Raw genomic sequence first — 17,294 nt, forward strand, 5'->3', positions numbered from 1 at the left:
CCGCGGTGCGGGCTGCGACGACGCGGGTACGTGCGTCTCGGGTGCCGGCGGGGCGCGGGTACGACGCCACCGGTGCGGGATGAGTCGAGGAGTCTTCCCCCGCGCATCAACCCTCGCCGCGGGCCGGGTGAGGGTCAATGCGGCGTGCGGTCCCTTGCGGACCCCCGAGTGCCGATACGGAAACCCGCAACGGCGCGGGGCGCCGTACGGGGCCGGCCGGACGACGGCGGGTCGCACTGCGGTGCGCGCCTCGGCCCACCAGCGGCCGGGAGGCGCGGTGCGGGCCCGCACCGCGCCTCCCGGCCGCCGGTGGGCGCCACCAGGGCCGGCCTCACGGTCCCGCCGGACGTCACCGATCGGATCGGCCGTCGCGGAGACGGCCGGGCGTGTCCGGAGCCGGACGCCCGTGCGGTCAGCCGTCCGCGAGCGGCGTGGCGGCACCCGCGCGCGTCACGCGCCGAGAACGGAACAAGCCCCCGGGGAGTCCCGGGGGCTTGTTGATCGAGTGCTGGGGTACCTGGACTCGAACCAAGAACGACGGTACCAGAAACCGCTGTGTTGCCAATTACACCATACCCCAAAGGCCCGGAGGCCTTCGGTCCCGGTTGCCCGGGGCACGATCAACTACTGTACAGCATCCCGAGGGTCCGTGAGACCACCGACGAGGTCTCGGTGCACCGCGGCGGCCGTGACGGCGCCGTGTCCCGCGGCGACGATGAGCTGTTCCGGGCCCGGCGGCGTCACGTCGCCCACCGCGTAGAGGCCCGGGACGGAGGTCCGGCCCGAACGGTCGACGACCAGGAGCCCTTCTGCGTCACGGGTGGCTCCGGCGTCGATCCAGTCGAGGTCGGCGTGCCACCGCGGCCGGACGAACCCGCCGGTCCGCGGCTCCACGTGGCCGTCGGCGAGCCGGACACCCGTCATGCCGGAACGATCCCCCTCGAGGTCCGCGACCGGCCGTTCGTCCACGCGGACGCCCGCGTCCTGCAACCGGCTGCGCCCCGCGTCGTCGAGCGCGTCGGAGCCGTTCGTGTACACGACCAGGTCGTCCGCCCACGACGCGATCAACAGCGCACGGTCGACCACGTCGTCCGTCTCGCAGATGAACGCCAGGGGCTCGCGGGCCTTCTCGTACCCGTCGCACTCCACGCAGCTGTGCACCGCCGTGCCGTAGAACGCACGGAGCGTGGGGAGGTCGGGGAACTCCTCGCGCAGACCGGTGGCCACCACGACCGCGCGGGCGGACGCGTCGAGCTCGGTGCCCCGCCACGAGCCGTGCACCGACCAGCCGTCGCCGTCGCGCGTCACGCGGTCGACGACCGCCTGCACGACCGTCGCTTCCTCGTAGCCCTCGACCTCGGCACGGCCGAGCTTGCGGAGTTCCAGGGGCGAGACACCGTCCCGCGTCAGGAACCCGTGGGACCGGAGCGTCGCGGCGTTGCGTGGACGGTTCGCGTCGACGAGCAACACCGTCCGCCGAGCGCGCACCAGGTTGAGCGCCGTGCTCAGCCCCGCCGGACCGGCACCGATGACGACGACGTCGACCGCGACCCGGTCCGGTGCGGCCACGTCAGCGGTCCGCGAGACGGCGCAGGCGCGTGACGGTGGAGTCCTTGCCGAGGATCTCCATCGACTCGAACAGCGGCGGGCTGATGCGGCGACCCGAGACGGCCACGCGCAGGGGGCCGAAGGCCACACGCGGCTTCAGGCCGAGCCCGTCGATCAGGGCCGCGCGCAGGGCGCCCTCGATCGCCTCGGTCGTCCAGGTGTCCAGCGGCTCGAGCGCGGCGATCGCGGCGCGCAGGACGTCGCCGGCGTCCGCCTTGAGCGTGCCGAGGGCATCCTCCTCGACCACCAGGTCGTCGTCCGCCGTGAAGAGGAACCCGAGCATCGCGGGGGCCTCGCCGAGGAGCTGCATGCGCTCCTGCACGAGCGGAGCGGCCTTCGCGAGCACGTCCCGCTGCTCAGGCGTCACCGGGTCCGACAGGAACGCCGACAGGTACGGCACGAGCCGCGCACGGAAGTCGTCGGCGTCCAGCAGACGGATGTGGTCGCCGTTGATCGCCTCGGCCTTCTTGTGGTCGAAACGCGCCGGGTTCGGGTTGACGTCCGTGACCTCGAACACGTCGACCATCTCGGAGATCGAGAACACGTCGCGGTCGGCGCCGATCGACCACCCCAGCAGCGCGAGGTAGTTCACCAGGCCCTCGGGGATCATGCCGGCCGCACGGTGGTGGAAGAGGTTCGACTCCGGGTCGCGCTTGGAGAGCTTCTTGTTGCCCTCCCCCATCACGTAGGGCAGGTGGCCGAACACCGGGATGTACCGGGCGATCCCGATCTCGTACAGCGCCTCGTAGAGGGCGATCTGCCGCGGCGTCGAGGACAGCAGGTCCTCGCCGCGCAGCACGTGTGTGATCTTCATCAGGGCGTCGTCCACCGGGTTGGTGAACGTGTACAGCGGCTTGCCGTTCGGACGCACCACGACGAAGTCCGGGAACGTGCCCTGCTTGAACGTGATCTCGCCGCGCACGAGGTCCTGGAAACTGAGGTCGCGGTCGGGCACACGCAGCCGGAGCGCCGGCTCGCGCCCCTGGTCGCGGAAGGCCTGGCGCTCCTCCTCGGTGAGGTCGCGCTCGTGGTTGTCGTAGCCCTGCTTCGGGTCGCGCCCGGCGGCCTTGTTGCGCGCCTCCATCTCCTCCGGCGTGACGTACGACTCGTACACGTGACCGGCGGCCTTCAGCCGGGCGATGACGTCCTCGTAGACGTCAGCACGCTCGGACTGCCGGTAGGGGCCGTGCGGTCCCCCGGCCTCGACGCCTTCGTCCCAATCGAGCCGGAGCCACCGGAGCGCGTCGAGGATCTGTCCGTAGGACTCCTCGCTGTCCCGCGCGGCATCGGTGTCCTCGATGCGGAAGACAAGCTTGCCGCCGGTGTGCCGCGCGTACGCCCAGTTGAACAGGGCGGTGCGGATGAGACCGACGTGCGGCGTGCCGGTCGGACTCGGGCAGAAGCGGACACGGACGTCGGAGCCGGAGGCGGTGGTGAAAGGCGCAGTCATGACTCGTCGATCCTACCGGCCGCCCGGAAACGCAGAAAACCCCTGACCACGGATGGTCAGGGGTTCCCTGGTGTTGCACGTTGAGTCCGGCGGCGTCCTACTCTCCCACAAGGTCCCCCTTGCAGTACCATCGGCGCTGAGAGGCTTAGCTTCCGGGTTCGGAATGTGACCGGGCGTTTCCCTCTCGCTATGACCACCGGAACACCTTCGACCCAATCGCTTGGAATCATGAAGCTGTTCCCGCATGCATGCGGTGTTCAATTTCGTGTTCCCGATCGTCTGTCGGGAACCACAAAGTGGACGCGAGCCCCACACCCGTGAGGGTGTGGGAAATAATTGTGTTGTCAAGTCTTCGGCTTATTAGTACCGGTCAGCTCCACGGGTCGTTAGTCCCCGCTTCCACATCCGGCCTATCAACCCAGTAGTCTGCTGGGAGCCTCTCACACTCAAGGTGCATGGAAATCTCATCTCGAAGACGGCTTCCCGCTTAGATGCTTTCAGCGGTTATCCGGTCCGAACGTAGCTAATCAGCGGTGCCCTTGGCAGAACAACTGACACACCAGAGGTTCGTCCATCCCGGTCCTCTCGTACTAGGGATAGATCTTCTCAAATTTCCAACGCGCGCAGCGGATAGGGACCGAACTGTCTCACGACGTTCTAAACCCAGCTCGCGTACCGCTTTAATGGGCGAACAGCCCAACCCTTGGGACCTACTCCAGCCCCAGGATGCGACGAGCCGACATCGAGGTGCCAAACCATGCCGTCGATATGGACTCTTGGGCAAGATCAGCCTGTTATCCCCGAGGTACCTTTTATCCGTTGAGCGACAGCGCTTCCACAAGCCACTGCCGGATCACTAGTCCCGACTTTCGTCCCTGCTCGACCTGTCAGTCTCACAGTCAAGCTCCCTTGTGCACTTACACTCGCCACCTGATTGCCAACCAGGTTGAGGGAACCTTTGGGCGCCTCCGTTACTCTTTGGGAGGCAACCGCCCCAGTTAAACTACCCATCAGGCACTGTCCATGAACCCGATCAGGGTCCTACGTTAGACATCCAAAGTGACCAGAGTGGTATTTCAACAATGACTCCACGAACACTAGCGTGCCCGCTTCACAGTCTCCCACCTATCCTACACAAGCCACTCCGAACACCAATACCAAACTGTAGTAAAGGTCACGGGGTCTTTCCGTCCTGCTGCGCGTAACGAGCATCTTTACTCGTAGTGCAATTTCGCCGAGTTCGCGGTTGAGACAGCTGGGAAGTCGTTACGCCATTCGTGCAGGTCGGAACTTACCCGACAAGGAATTTCGCTACCTTAGGATGGTTATAGTTACCACCGCCGTTTACTGGGGCTTAAATTCAGAGCTTCGCCCAAAGGCTAACCCCTCCTCTTAACCTTCCAGCACCGGGCAGGCGTCAGTCCGTATACATCGTCTTGCGACTTCGCACGGACCTGTGTTTTTAGTAAACAGTCGCTTCCCACTGGTCTCTGCGGCCTTCAACGCTCAACGAAGCAAGTCCGTATCACGTGTCCGGCCCCCCTTCTCCCGAAGTTACGGGGGCATTTTGCCGAGTTCCTTAACCACGATTCTCTCGATCTCCTTGGTATTCTCTACCTGACCACCTGAGTCGGTTTCGGGTACGGGCGGCTGCAACCTCGCGTCGATGCTTTTCTCGGCAGCATAGGATCACTGATTTCCCCTTACGGGTACGCGTCGGATCTCAGGCATACAGACGACGGATTTGCCTATCGTCAGCCCTACATCCTTACACCAGGTTCACCTTACGGATACCATCGCCTGGCTCAGCTACCTTCCTGCGTCACACCTGTTCATACGCTAACCGCACCAGCATGGGGTCGAGCGTTAGACCGGACCGCATCACCCCGAAGGGATCCGCTGATACCGGGTTAGGACTCTTAGCACCACTGGATTAGCTTGGGCGGTTGTTCGCCGGTACGGGAATATCAACCCGTTGTCCATCGACTACGCCTGTCGGCCTCGCCTTAGGTCCCGACTTACCCAGGGCGGATTAACCTGGCCCTGGAACCCTTGGTCTTTCGGAGGACGGGTTTCTCACCCGTCTTTCGCTACTCATGCCTGCATTCTCACTCGTGTAGCGTCCACGGCTGGATCACTCCGCCGCTTCACTCGCCACACGACGCTCTCCTACCACTCCGCACGACTGAACCACGAAGGCTTATCGGTGTGCGAAATCTACAACTTCGGCGGTGTGCTTGAGCCCCGTTACATTGTCGGCGCGGAATCACTTGACCAGTGAGCTATTACGCACTCTTTCAAGGGTGGCTGCTTCTAAGCCAACCTCCTGGTTGTCTGTGCAACTCCACATCCTTTCCCACTTAGCACACGCTTAGGGGCCTTAGTTGGTAGTCTGGGTTGTTTCCCTCTCGACGATGAAGCTTATCCCCCACCGTCTCACTGCTGCGCTCTCACTCACCGGCATTCGGAGTTTGGCTGACGTCAGTAACCTGTTGAGGCCCATCGGCCATCCAGTAGCTCTACCTCCGGCGAGAAACACGCAACGCTGCACCTAAATGCATTTCGGAGAGAACCAGCTATCACGAAGTTTGATTGGCCTTTCACCCCTATCCACAGCTCATCCCCTCCATTTTCAACTGAAGTGGGTTCGGTCCTCCACGACGTCTTACCGTCGCTTCAACCTGGCCATGGATAGATCACTTCGCTTCGGGTCTAGGACATGCGACTGATTCGCCCTATTCAGACTCGCTTTCGCTACGGCTGCCCCACACGGGTTAACCTCGCCACATATCACTAACTCGCAGGCTCATTCTTCAAAAGGCACGCCGTCACCCCTACAAGGAGGCTCCGACGGTTTGTAAGCAAACGGTTTCAGGTACTATTTCACTCCCCTCCCGGGGTACTTTTCACCTTTCCCTCACGGTACTTGTCCGCTATCGGTCATCTGGGAGTATTTAGGCTTATCAGGTGGTCCTGACAGATTCACACGGGATTTCTCGGGCCCCGTGCTACTTGGGATACACATCCGGCCATAACACCATTTCGTCTACGGGGCTATCACCCACTACGGCCCGGCTTTCCAACCAGTTCGACTATGATGCGCTGTAACCGCCCCAGTCCGGCAGAACTGAGAGACGTGTCCCACAACCCCGACCATGCAACGCCCGCCGGCTATCACACATGATCGGTTTAGCCTCATCCGCTTTCGCTCGCCACTACTCACGGAATCACATGTTGTTTTCTCTTCCTGTGGGTACTGAGATGTTTCACTTCCCCACGTTCCCTCTACCCGCCCTATATATTCAGGCGGGAGTCACCAGGTCACAAAAGCGCCCAGCGGGGTTTCCCCATTCGGAAATCCTCGGCTCACAGCTCGATTATCAGCTCCCCGAGGCTTATCGCAGATTTCTACGTCCTTCTTCGGCTCCAGATGCCAAGGCATCCACCGTTTGCTCTTAGAAACTTGACCACAAAGATTAAAATTGCGATCGACTCGAAACAACAACAACCACCCCGAAAGGCTTCGTCATCATCACGAGCGATCTAAGATGCTCGCGTCCACTGTGTAGTTCTCAACATACGATCGGCACCACACTCCCCCAACGCCAACGCGTCAGCTTCATGCAGCCCACTCGAAGAACCAGCACGGATCACTCCGCACGGCTCAACCCCCACCACCAGCAAGAACACACAACGTGTCCCCACCCCTGGCAGGAAGCCTGGTCCCTCAGGACCCAACAACGTGCACCAGCCACCTGCGCTCCCCACCAACCCGTTCCCGACCTGCAAGCAGGACGTACTGAGATCGGCAGCTGCGCTGACGACTGCACTGTCAATGTTCCACCCATGAGCTACCGGCAACCACGTTCGGGTTACTCGGCGCCTGGACACCACCACACCCTCCAACAGAAGGACACGACGATGCCAGATGCTCCTTAGAAAGGAGGTGATCCAGCCGCACCTTCCGGTACGGCTACCTTGTTACGACTTAGTCCTAATCACCGATCCCACCTTCGACGGCTCCTTCCACAAGGGTTAGGCCACCGGCTTCGGGTGTTACCGACTTTCATGACTTGACGGGCGGTGTGTACAAGGCCCGGGAACGTATTCACCGCAGCGTTGCTGATCTGCGATTACTAGCGACTCCGACTTCATGAGGTCGAGTTGCAGACCTCAATCCGAACTGAGACCGGCTTTTTGGGATTCGCTCCACCTTACGGTATCGCAGCCCTTTGTACCGGCCATTGTAGCATGCGTGAAGCCCAAGACATAAGGGGCATGATGATTTGACGTCATCCCCACCTTCCTCCGAGTTGACCCCGGCAGTCTCCTATGAGTCCCCGCCATAACGCGCTGGCAACATAGAACGAGGGTTGCGCTCGTTGCGGGACTTAACCCAACATCTCACGACACGAGCTGACGACAACCATGCACCACCTGTACACCGACCACAAGGGGGCGACCATCTCTGGCCGTTTCCGGTGTATGTCAAGCCTTGGTAAGGTTCTTCGCGTTGCATCGAATTAATCCGCATGCTCCGCCGCTTGTGCGGGCCCCCGTCAATTCCTTTGAGTTTTAGCCTTGCGGCCGTACTCCCCAGGCGGGGCGCTTAATGCGTTAGCTACGACACAGAAACCGTGGAAAGGTCCCTACATCTAGCGCCCAACGTTTACGGCATGGACTACCAGGGTATCTAATCCTGTTCGCTCCCCATGCTTTCGCTCCTCAGCGTCAGTTACGGCCCAGAGATCTGCCTTCGCCATCGGTGTTCCTCCTGATATCTGCGCATTCCACCGCTACACCAGGAATTCCAATCTCCCCTACCGCACTCTAGTCTGCCCGTACCCACTGCAAGCCCGAGGTTGAGCCTCGGGATTTCACAGCAGACGCGACAAACCGCCTACGAGCTCTTTACGCCCAATAATTCCGGACAACGCTTGCACCCTACGTATTACCGCGGCTGCTGGCACGTAGTTAGCCGGTGCTTTTTCTGCAGGTACCGTCACTTTCGCTTCTTCCCTACTAAAAGAGGTTTACAACCCGAAGGCCGTCATCCCTCACGCGGCGTTGCTGCATCAGGCTTTCGCCCATTGTGCAATATTCCCCACTGCTGCCTCCCGTAGGAGTCTGGGCCGTGTCTCAGTCCCAGTGTGGCCGGTCACCCTCTCAGGCCGGCTACCCGTCGTCGCCTTGGTGAGCCATTACCTCACCAACAAGCTGATAGGCCGCGAGTCCATCCCCAACCAAAAAATCTTTCCACCACCAGACCATGCGGCCGGCAGTCATATCCAGTATTAGACGTCGTTTCCAACGCTTATCCCAGAGTCAGGGGCAGGTTACTCACGTGTTACTCACCCGTTCGCCACTAATCCACCCAGCAAGCTGGGCATCATCGTTCGACTTGCATGTGTTAAGCACGCCGCCAGCGTTCGTCCTGAGCCAGGATCAAACTCTCCGTAAAAAAATACAGACCCAACACCCGAAGGCATCAGACCGAGTTGATTCTGACTGTTGACTGTCTACTGACAATCTTCAATCCAAAAGGAATTGTCTCCGACCCAACCAACCGGAGTTGATCAGGCACGGGGTCAATAAATTGGCATTGACAATGTGCACGCTGTTGAGTTCTCAAGGACCAGACGCACTCCCCACCCGACACCCAGAAGGTGTTCCGCCAGAGAGGCATTTCGTCTTCACTGCGACGACACCACCACGAGTGGCGGTTGATCATCGGAGTTGGTTGCCTGAGCGGGACCCCGTCCGGACTGCATCCCCAGGGCTCTCGCTCCGGTGACCGTCTCGGCCGTTCCGTTCTCCGCCGCAGCGGCAACGAGTGATTACTTTACACACGCCCCGAGGGGCCCGCCAACCGTCGTCCCTCCCGGGCGTGTCGCGGTTGCTCGCCCCCGGACCGACGCGGAACGGCCCGCCCCGGGATGGGGGCGGGCCGTTGCGGTCGTGCTGAGGAACGGACGGGTACGCGACGCGGTCGGGTGCTGCTCAGTGGCGCGCGATGACCGGGTTCTTCAGCGTGCCCAGACCGGAGATGGTGACCTCGACGACCTCGCCGTCGCGGATCTCCCCGACGCCGGCGGGCGTGCCGGTCAGGATGACGTCGCCGGGCAGCAGGGTCCAGATCGACGAGATGAACTCGATCAGGGCGGGGATGTCGTGCACCATCTCGCTGGTCGAGCCCACCTGACGCAGGTCTCCGTCGACGCGGGTCTCGATGCGGATGTCGGACGGGTCGATCTCGGTCTCGATCGCGGGGCCGAGCGGGCAGAACGTGTCGAACCCCTTCGCCCGGGTCCACTGACCGTCGCGAGCCTGCAGGTCACGCGCCGTGACGTCGTTCGCGATCGTGTAGCCGAGGATGACGCTCGCGAAGTCCTCGCGGGTGACGTTCTTCGCCAGCGAGCCGATCACGATGGCGAGTTCGCCCTCGTGGTCGACGCGGCCCACCCCTGCGGGGAGGCGGATCGGGTCCTCGGGCCCGATCACGGATGTGTTCGGCTTCAGGAAGACCACCGGGTCGTCACCGGAACGCTGGTCCATCTCGGACGCGTGCTCCGCGTAGTTGAGCCCGACACCGATCACCTTCGACCGAGGGATCACCGGCGCCAGGAGCTTGGCGTCCGTGAGCGGCACCCGCTCCCCCGTGGTCTCGAACCCCTGGTACATGGGGTCTCCCGCCAGCACGACCAGGTCGCGCTCGTCGAGGATGCCGTACCGGGGGTCTTCACCCTTGCTGCTGAACCGTGCGATCTTCACCGTTGGAGCCTACCGACGCCGGATGGGTGTCAGGCGGGATCGGTGAGGCGCGTCATCCAGCCGTGCGGATCGGCGCGCCGACCGTACTGGATGTCGGTGAGCTCGTCGCGGAGCGACATCGTGAGCTCGCCGGCACCGACCGTCGGTGAGCCGATCGTGAACCCGTCGCCGCGGAGCTCCGCGATCGGGGTGACCACGGCCGCCGTCCCGCACGCGAACGCCTCGGTGATGGAGCCGTCGGCGACACCGTCGCGCCACTCGTCGAGGGTCACCCGACGGCGCTCGACACGGAGTCCGCGGTCCTCGGCCAGCTGCAGGATCGAGTCCCGCGTGATGCCCTCGAGGATCGAGTCCGAGTCGGGGGTCACGAGCGTGCCGTCGGACTTGACGAGGACGACGTTCATCCCACCGAGCTCCTCGAGGTACTTGCCCTCCACCGAGTCGAGGAACATCACCTGCTGGCAACCGTGCTCGTAGGCCTCCTGCTGGGGCAGCAGCGACGACGCGTAGTTGCCGCCGGTCTTCGCTGCACCGGTCCCGCCCTTGCCGGCGCGGGCGTACTGCGTCGAGAGCCAGATCGACACCGGCTTGGGGCCCGAGGTGAAGTAGGCGCCCGCCGGACTCGCGATGCAGTGGTACGCCACGGCCTGCGCGGCGCGCACGCCGAGGAAGGACTCCGTGGCGATCATGAACGGCCGGAGGTACAGGCTGGTCTCCGGAGCCGACGGCACCCAGTCCACGTCCGTCTGCACGAGCTGGCGGATCGACTCGACGAACGTCTCCACCGGGAGTTCCGGGAGCGCCAGGCGCCGGGCGGACCGCTGGAACCGTCGCGCGTTCGCGTCGGGGCGGAACGTCCACACCGAACCGTCCTCGTGCCGGTACGCCTTCAGGCCCTCGAAGATCTCCTGCGCGTAGTGCAGCACACTCGCGCTCGGGTCGAGGGTCAGCGGACCGTACGGGTGGACGGACGCGTCGTGCCACCCGCCGTCGAGCGTCCACTGCACCGTGGCCATGTGGTCGGTGAAGTGCTTGCCGAATCCCGGGTCGGCGAGGATCTCCTCACGCTCGGCCGCGGCGCGCCGCTCGGCCGACGGGGTGGTCGCGAACTCGAGTCCGAAGTCGGTGTCGGTGCTCATCTGGGGAGACTCCTGTCAGGCGGTGGTGGTGCGTGCAGCGGCCGCTGCGGCGATGGCGTCGCCGACCTCGGCCGTGCTGCGCGGCGTGCTGCCGCGGCCGGCGAGGTCGGCCTCGACCGCCCGCGTCACGGCCGCCGCCAGGTCTGCTCGGCCGAGGTGCTCGAGCAGCAGGGCGACGGACAGGACGGCGGCGGTCGGGTCGGCGACCTGCTGGCCCGCGATGTCCGGCGCCGAGCCGTGGACCGGCTCGAACATGCTGGGGAAGGTGCCGTCCGGGTTGATGTTGCCCGAGGCCGCCAGACCGATGCCGCCGCTGATCGCGCCGGCGAGGTCGGTGATGATGTCGCCGAAGAGGTTGTCGGTGACGATGACGTCGAAGCGCGCAGGGTCCTGCACCATGTGGATCGTGACGGCGTCGACGTGCTGGTAGTCCACCGTGACGTCCGGGTACTCCTGCCCGACGGCCGCGACGGTCCGCTGCCAGAGGGCTCCGGCATGCACGAGGACGTTGCTCTTGTGGACGAGCGTGAGGTGCTTCCGCGCCCGGCGGTCCGCCAGTGCGAACGCGTAGCGCACGACGCGCTCGACGCCGTACGCCGTGTTCAGCGAAACCTCGGTCGCGATCTCGTGCGGCGTCCCGGTGCGGATCGCTCCGCCGTTGCCGACGTACGGTCCTTCGGTGCCCTCGCGCACGACCACGAAGTCGACCGCACCCGGGTCGGCGAGCGGGGAGCCCACGGTGCCGTAGACCTTGGTCGGGCGCAGGTTCACGTAGTGGTCGAAGGCGAAGCGGAGCTTCAGCAGCAGCCCGCGCTCGATGATCCCGCCGGCGAGCCGGGGGTCGCGGGGATCCCCGCCGACGGCGCCGAGGAGGATCGCGTCGTGCGTGGCGATGGCGGACATGTCGTCCTCCGTGAGGATGTCCCCCGTCTCGAGGAACCGCGCGGCACCGAGGGAGAACGGGGTCTCCTCGACGACGAGGTCGTCCGGCAGCACCGCGTGCAGGACCTTCAGGGCCTCGTCGACGACCTCGGGCCCGATGCCGTCCCCGCGGATGACCGCGAGCTTGACCGTCTGTGCCATGTCCGCCACTCCCCTACAGCGTGATGTCGATCTCGCGGAGCGACGCCGCGTCGATCGTCGACCGGACGTGTTCGAGGATCTCGGCCGGGACCGGCGAGTCGACGGTGAGCACGCTGAGTGCCTGACCGCCGGCGGCCTCACGCGAGATCTGCATCGCGGCGATGTTGATGCCGGCGTCGCCGAACTCCTTGCCGTAGACCGCGACGATGCCCGGACGGTCCGTGTAGACCATCACCACGTGGTGCTCGGCGAGGGCGACCTCGACGTCGTGGCCGTTGATCTCGACGAGCTTCGCGACCTGCTTCGGCCCGGTGAGCGTGCCGGACACGCTGATCGCCGGCCCGTCGGACTGGGCGCCGCGGATGGTGAGCACGTTGCGGTACTCGGAGCTGTCCGCGTCGGTGATGAGGCGCACGCTGACGCCGCGCTGCTCGGCGATGAGCGGAGCGTTCACGTACGACACCTGGTCGCTGACGACGTCGGTGAAGACGCCCTTCAGCGCGGCGAGCTTGAGCACGCTGACGTCGTAGCCGGCGAGTTCGCCGTGCACCTCGACGTCGATGCTCGTCACCGGTGAGGTCGCCAGGCCGGTGAAGACCTGGCCGAGCTTCTCGACGAGCGGGATGCCCGGGCGCACGTACGGGTCGATGACGCCGCCGGCGACGTTCACCGCGTCCGGCACGAGTTCGCCACCGAGCGCGAGGCGGACCGACTTGGCGACCGAGACGCCCGCCTTCTCCTGGGCCTCGTCGGTCGAGGCGCCGAGGTGCGGCGTGACGACGACGTTCGGCAGGGCGACCAGCGGCGAGTCCTTCGGCGGCTCCGACACGAAGACGTCGAGGCCGGCGCCGGCGATCGTGTTCGACGTGAGGGCCCGGTGGAGGGCGTCCTCGTCGATCAGGCCACCGCGGGCGACGTTGACGACGAACGCGCTCGGCTTCATGAGCGCGAACTGGTCGTCCGACAGCATGCCGACCGTCTCCGGGGTCTTCGGCATGTGGATCGTGATGAAGTCCGAGCGGCGGAGGAGGTCGTCGAGCGAGACCAGCTCGACCCCGAGCTGCTGCGCGCGTGCCGTGGTGACGTACGGGTCGTACGCGATCACCTGGACGCCGAACGCCTGCAACCGCTGCGTGATGAGCGCGCCGATCCGGCCGAGGCCGATGATGCCGACGGTCTTCTCGTACAGCTCGACGCCGGTGTACGCGGAGCGCTTCCAGGCGCCGGCCGCGAGCGAGGCGTGCGCCGCCGGGATGTGCCGGGCGAGCGACAGGATGTGACCGACCGTGAGCTCGGCCGCGGAGATGATGTTCGAGGTCGGCGCGTTGACGACCATCACCCCGGCGGTCGTCGCGGCCTTGATGTCGACGTTGTCGAGACCGACGCCGGCACGGGCGACGACCTTGAGGTTCGGGGCCGCGGCGATCGCCTCGGCGTCGACCTTGGTGGCGGAACGCACCAACACGGCGTGCGCGTCGGCGAGGGAGGCCAGGAGCGCGGCACGGTCGGTACCGTCCACGTTCCGGATCTCGAAGTCGGGCCCGAGGGCGTCGACCGTGGCGGGCGAGAGTTCTTCGGCGATCAGGACGACCGGCTTCGGCACAGCAGCAGTTTCCTCACACGAGACGGGCGGTGTCCCACCACCCTACCGACGTGTGCGGTCGGTTACGACCGCCGCGACGCTCGCCTGTGGACCCGCGCCGGGGACGGACGGGAGGCGCGGTGCGGGCCCGCACCGTCCTCGCTCGCAGGCTCGCTCGGCGCGCACCGCGCACCGCTTCGCGGCGCCGCCGAGCGGCACGCGCCGGTCCGTCAGGACGTGCGTCCGAAGTCCAGCAGGCTGGGGACGAACAACTGGAGGTCCAGCCAGAGCGCGCCCGCGGCCGCGAAGGCGAGCACGAAGACCGCCACCGTGATCGCGAGGCGGGACCGACGGGTCAGCCAGAGGGCGACGACGAACGCGACCGGGGCGATCGCGATGTCGAGGACGAGCCACACCCACGGCGTGCTCGTCCGGAGCGAGTCGCCACCGGACGTCGAGTCGAGGAACGCGTTGAAGTCGCGGACGGACCCCGAGATGGTGACGAGGTTGCCGACGCTCTGGACCGTCATGTAGGCGAAGAGCAGTGCGAAGACCACCCACACCACGAGGCGTCCGACGAGCGGCGCGGCGGGACGGCGGACGGTCGGTGTCGTGGCGGTCATCTAGAAGCTCCGCGTCATGAGGAACGGCCACGGGAAGAGGACGACGGCGCCGAGCAGCATCCACAGCAGACGCGTGCGGGTGCGACGACCGCGGAGTGCCCAGAGGACCACGGTGAACCACAGTGCCGGCGCGACGATGGAGAGGAAACGGAGCACCTCGACGAAGACCGTGAGGACGGTGTCGACGCCGGAGACGTACGAGGTCGATGCGGTGAGCAGCCACGCCACCGTGTAGAGCAGGTAGAGGCCACCGAAGACACCGAAGCCGACGAGCGCACCGGAGGTCTCCGGTGCTTCCGGGTCCCGGGTCCCGCGGTCCTTGACCGCCACCGGGTTGTGCGCCGCGTCGACGTGGGTCGCGTCGTCGGCGTCACCCCAGCTGAGGGCGTCGTCGTCGTGGTCGACCGAGCCGTCGGGCGGGGATGCTGCCGTGGTCATGCCCCCGATTCTACGAGGGACCGCGCGCCGACGGGACCACGAGGCGGCTGTGCCGCGCGTCCACGGACGCTGGACACCCGTCCTCAGACGTCGGCCGGCTGCGTCTCGAGCACCTGGGCGACGACGTCGCGCACGGCGGGAAAGAGCGGGTGGCTCTCCATCAGCCCCGTGAGGATCTCGGTGAGGGCGTGCGCGGTGGCGCCGGAGCGGAGGAGCGCGTGCAGCTCGATCGACTCGGGGTCGTTCTCGTCGTCGAAGTCGAGGGCCACCCGGACCGCGCCGAGCAGGTGGTCGACCGGCAGCCCGCGCTCGGCGAGCTGGGATGCGGGTCCGACGAAGCGCTCGCGGCGACCGAGCTTCCGGAGCGGGTTCCGGCCGACACGGACGGTCGTGTCCGGCAGGTGCGGGTTCGCGATGCGGGAGAGGTTCGCGGCGACGTACCGCGCGTGCTCCTCGGGGTCGAAGCCGTGCTTGGCGACCAGCAGGGCGGTCGTCTCGGCGAGGACGCCGTCGACCTCGGCGCGCACTGCCTCGTCCTCGAGGGCTTCGCGGATGAGGCGGATGCCACGGACGTAGCCGTGGTACGCGGCGGTCGCGTGCGCGGTGTTGACCGTGTAGAGCTTCCGCTCGACGAAGGGCTGGAGGTCGTCCACCCACGTGACGCCGTCGATCTCCGGCGGTTCCGCCCCGGACCCGGCGAAGGGCGTGCGCTCGATGACCCACTCGTAGAAGGGTTCGAGGACGACGTCGAGGCCACCGGACTGCCCGAGCACGCCGGACTGGTCGGGGACGATGCGGTCGATGGCGCAGTTGGCGAAGACCGCCGCGACGTCCCGGTCCTCGAGGATGGGGGCGCGCCGGATGCTGGCGTGCAGCGAGTCCGTCGCGTTGAAGGCGTTCTCGCACGCGACGATCGTCACGGCGCCGCGGTCGTCCGCTCGTGCGGCGAGCCCCTCGGCGATCACCGGGGCGACGAGCGGGAGCGTGCGGGCGCCGACGGCGGTGGTGACGACGTCGGCCTCGGCGATCGCGCGGATGACCTGGTCGCGGTCGGTCTTGCTGCTCAGTGCGCGGAAGCCGTGGACCGTGTGCTCGACGGGCATCTCGCCCACCTCGTGCACCACGAACCGGCCGGCCTCGTTCAGCGCGGACACGACGCGGTCGTCGACGTCGACGAACGTGAGCTCGTAGCCGCTCGCGACCAGGAACTGGCCCACGAATCCGCGCCCGATCTTGCCGGCGCCGATGTGGACCGCTCGCTTCGTCACCGACATCCCACGATCCTCCCATGCCGATCGGCCGGTTCTCGACCGACCGCGGCCGGGGCGGACGAAGACGGGCGGGCGGGTGCCGCGGGTACGCCACGGGGACGCCGGTCCACGGCGTCAGGGCGGGAGGAGAGCTGCTGCATAACGTTCGGGTCACATCGCGAGGCGGCGGTGCAGGTGCACCGCCGCCCCGGGTCCGAGGGCCGGTGCGTCCGCACCGCCACCTCGGGTTTCGAGTGGTGTCGGAAGACTACCGCGCTGCGGAACCGTCCACGTAGTCGCCGTCGTTCTGCTTCCAGGCGAAGAGGGCGCGGAGCTCGCGGCCGGTCGCCTCGATCGGGTGGCCCTCGCCCTTCGCGCGCAGCGCCTTGAACTCCGGTGCGCCGGCGTCCTGGTCGTCGATGAAGCGCTTCGCGAAGGCACCGTTCTGGATGTCCGCGAGCACCGCCTTCATGTTCTCCTTGACCTCGGGCGAGATGACGCGCGGGCCGGAAACGTAGTCACCGAACTCGGCCGTGTCCGAGATGGACCAGCGCTGCTTGGTGAGGCCGCCCTCCCAGATGAGGTCGACGATGAGCTTGAGCTCGTGCAGCACCTCGAAGTACGCGATCTGCGGCTGGTAGCCCGCCTCGACCAGGGTCTCGAAGCCGTACTGGATGAGCTGCGAGGTGCCACCGCAGAGGACGGCCTGCTCGCCGAACAGGTCGGTCTCGGTCTCCTCGGTGAAGGTCGTCTTGATGCCGCCGGAGCGCAGGCCGCCGATGGCCTTCGCGTACGACCACGCGAGGTCCCACGCGGAACCGGACGCGTCGACCTCGACGGCGACGATCACGGGGACGCCACGGCCGGCCTCGTACTCGCGGCGCACGGTGTGACCGGGGCCCTTCGGTGCGACCAGGGAGACGTCCACGCCCTCGGGAGCCTGGATGTAGCCGAAGCGGATGTTGAACCCGTGGCCGAAGACGAGCGTCGCGCCCGGCTGCAGGTTCGGCTCGATGTCGTCCTTGTAGACGATGCGCTGGACCTGGTCCGGCGCGAGGATGACGACGACGTCCGCCCACTTCGTGGCCTCGGCGGGGGCGTGCACCTCGAAGCCGGCCTCTTCGGCCTTCTGACGGCTCTTCGAACCCTCCTGCAGGCCGATCTTGACCTCGACGCCGCTGTCGCGGAGGTTGAGGGCGTGGGCGTGGCCCTGCGAGCCGTACCCGATGACGGCGACCTTCTTGCCCTGGATGAGCGTCAGGTCGGCGTCGGCGTCGTACACGATGTCAGTCACGAGGGTGTGTCTCCTTGGTTCCGGTGGTCTGGTGCGGGCGCCGTCGGCGGCTGCCC

The 17,294-nt window shown here is 65.9% G+C and carries 10 protein-coding genes, 1 tRNA gene and 3 rRNA genes; all 14 read right to left on the bottom strand.

Annotated features, from left to right (window positions below):
- Positions 1-508: 508 nt before the first annotated feature.
- The 14 genes from AAEP86_RS14800 to ilvC all read right to left on the bottom strand — a co-directional run bounded on the left by AAEP86_RS14800 (position 509) and on the right by ilvC (position 17,238).
- Positions 509-580: transfer RNA gene (locus tag AAEP86_RS14800), tRNA-Gln, on the bottom strand.
- 44 nt (positions 581-624) lie between these two features.
- The gene (locus AAEP86_RS14805) at positions 625-1,569 is read right to left on the bottom strand and encodes an NAD(P)/FAD-dependent oxidoreductase (protein ID WP_420368064.1); all 945 of its coding nucleotides are present in this window, start codon (positions 1,567-1,569) and stop codon (positions 625-627) included.
- Between the two features lies 1 nt (position 1,570).
- Complete coding sequence (gene gltX, locus AAEP86_RS14810; RefSeq protein WP_420368065.1) at positions 1,571-3,058, bottom strand: glutamate--tRNA ligase; 1,488 nt, start codon at positions 3,056-3,058, stop codon at positions 1,571-1,573.
- A gap of 84 nt (positions 3,059-3,142) precedes the next feature.
- Positions 3,143-3,259, bottom strand: a 5S ribosomal RNA gene (gene rrf, locus AAEP86_RS14815).
- Between the two features lie 139 nt (positions 3,260-3,398).
- Positions 3,399-6,527, bottom strand: a 23S ribosomal RNA gene (locus AAEP86_RS14820).
- Between the two features lie 470 nt (positions 6,528-6,997).
- Positions 6,998-8,519, bottom strand: a 16S ribosomal RNA gene (locus AAEP86_RS14825).
- The 16S, 23S and 5S rRNA genes sit together here, the layout of an rRNA operon.
- 539 nt (positions 8,520-9,058) lie before the next feature.
- Entirely contained in the window at positions 9,059-9,829 is a 771-nt protein-coding gene (locus tag AAEP86_RS14830) for a fumarylacetoacetate hydrolase family protein (RefSeq protein WP_420368066.1), read from the bottom strand.
- Positions 9,830-9,858: 29 nt separating this feature from the next.
- Positions 9,859-10,968: a branched-chain amino acid aminotransferase gene (locus AAEP86_RS14835; RefSeq protein WP_420368067.1), complete on the bottom strand. Its 1,110-nt coding sequence runs from the start codon at positions 10,966-10,968 to the stop codon at positions 9,859-9,861.
- Positions 10,969-10,983: 15 nt separating this feature from the next.
- Entirely contained in the window at positions 10,984-12,051 is a 1,068-nt protein-coding gene (locus AAEP86_RS14840; RefSeq protein ID WP_420368068.1) for a 3-isopropylmalate dehydrogenase, read from the bottom strand.
- A gap of 13 nt (positions 12,052-12,064) precedes the next feature.
- The gene (gene serA, locus AAEP86_RS14845) at positions 12,065-13,654 is read right to left on the bottom strand and encodes a phosphoglycerate dehydrogenase (protein WP_420368069.1); all 1,590 of its coding nucleotides are present in this window, start codon (positions 13,652-13,654) and stop codon (positions 12,065-12,067) included.
- 209 nt (positions 13,655-13,863) lie between these two features.
- On the bottom strand, positions 13,864-14,256 hold the full coding sequence (locus tag AAEP86_RS14850; RefSeq protein ID WP_420368070.1) for a hypothetical protein: 393 nt from the start codon (positions 14,254-14,256) through the stop codon (positions 13,864-13,866).
- A complete protein-coding gene (locus tag AAEP86_RS14855) occupies positions 14,257-14,694 on the bottom strand; it encodes a hypothetical protein (protein WP_420368071.1) in 438 nt (145 codons plus the stop codon).
- An 83-nt stretch (positions 14,695-14,777) separates the two neighbouring features.
- Positions 14,778-15,968: a mannitol-1-phosphate 5-dehydrogenase gene (locus tag AAEP86_RS14860; protein ID WP_420368072.1), complete on the bottom strand. Its 1,191-nt coding sequence runs from the start codon at positions 15,966-15,968 to the stop codon at positions 14,778-14,780.
- Between the two features lie 244 nt (positions 15,969-16,212).
- Positions 16,213-17,238, bottom strand: coding sequence for a ketol-acid reductoisomerase (ilvC, locus tag AAEP86_RS14865; RefSeq protein ID WP_420368073.1), 1,026 nt, complete (start codon positions 17,236-17,238; stop codon positions 16,213-16,215).
- Positions 17,239-17,294 lie beyond the last annotated feature (56 nt).

The organism is Curtobacterium sp. L1-20 (assembly GCF_048755855.1).
In the GTDB taxonomy this organism is placed as follows: Bacteria; Actinomycetota; Actinomycetes; order Actinomycetales; family Microbacteriaceae; genus Curtobacterium.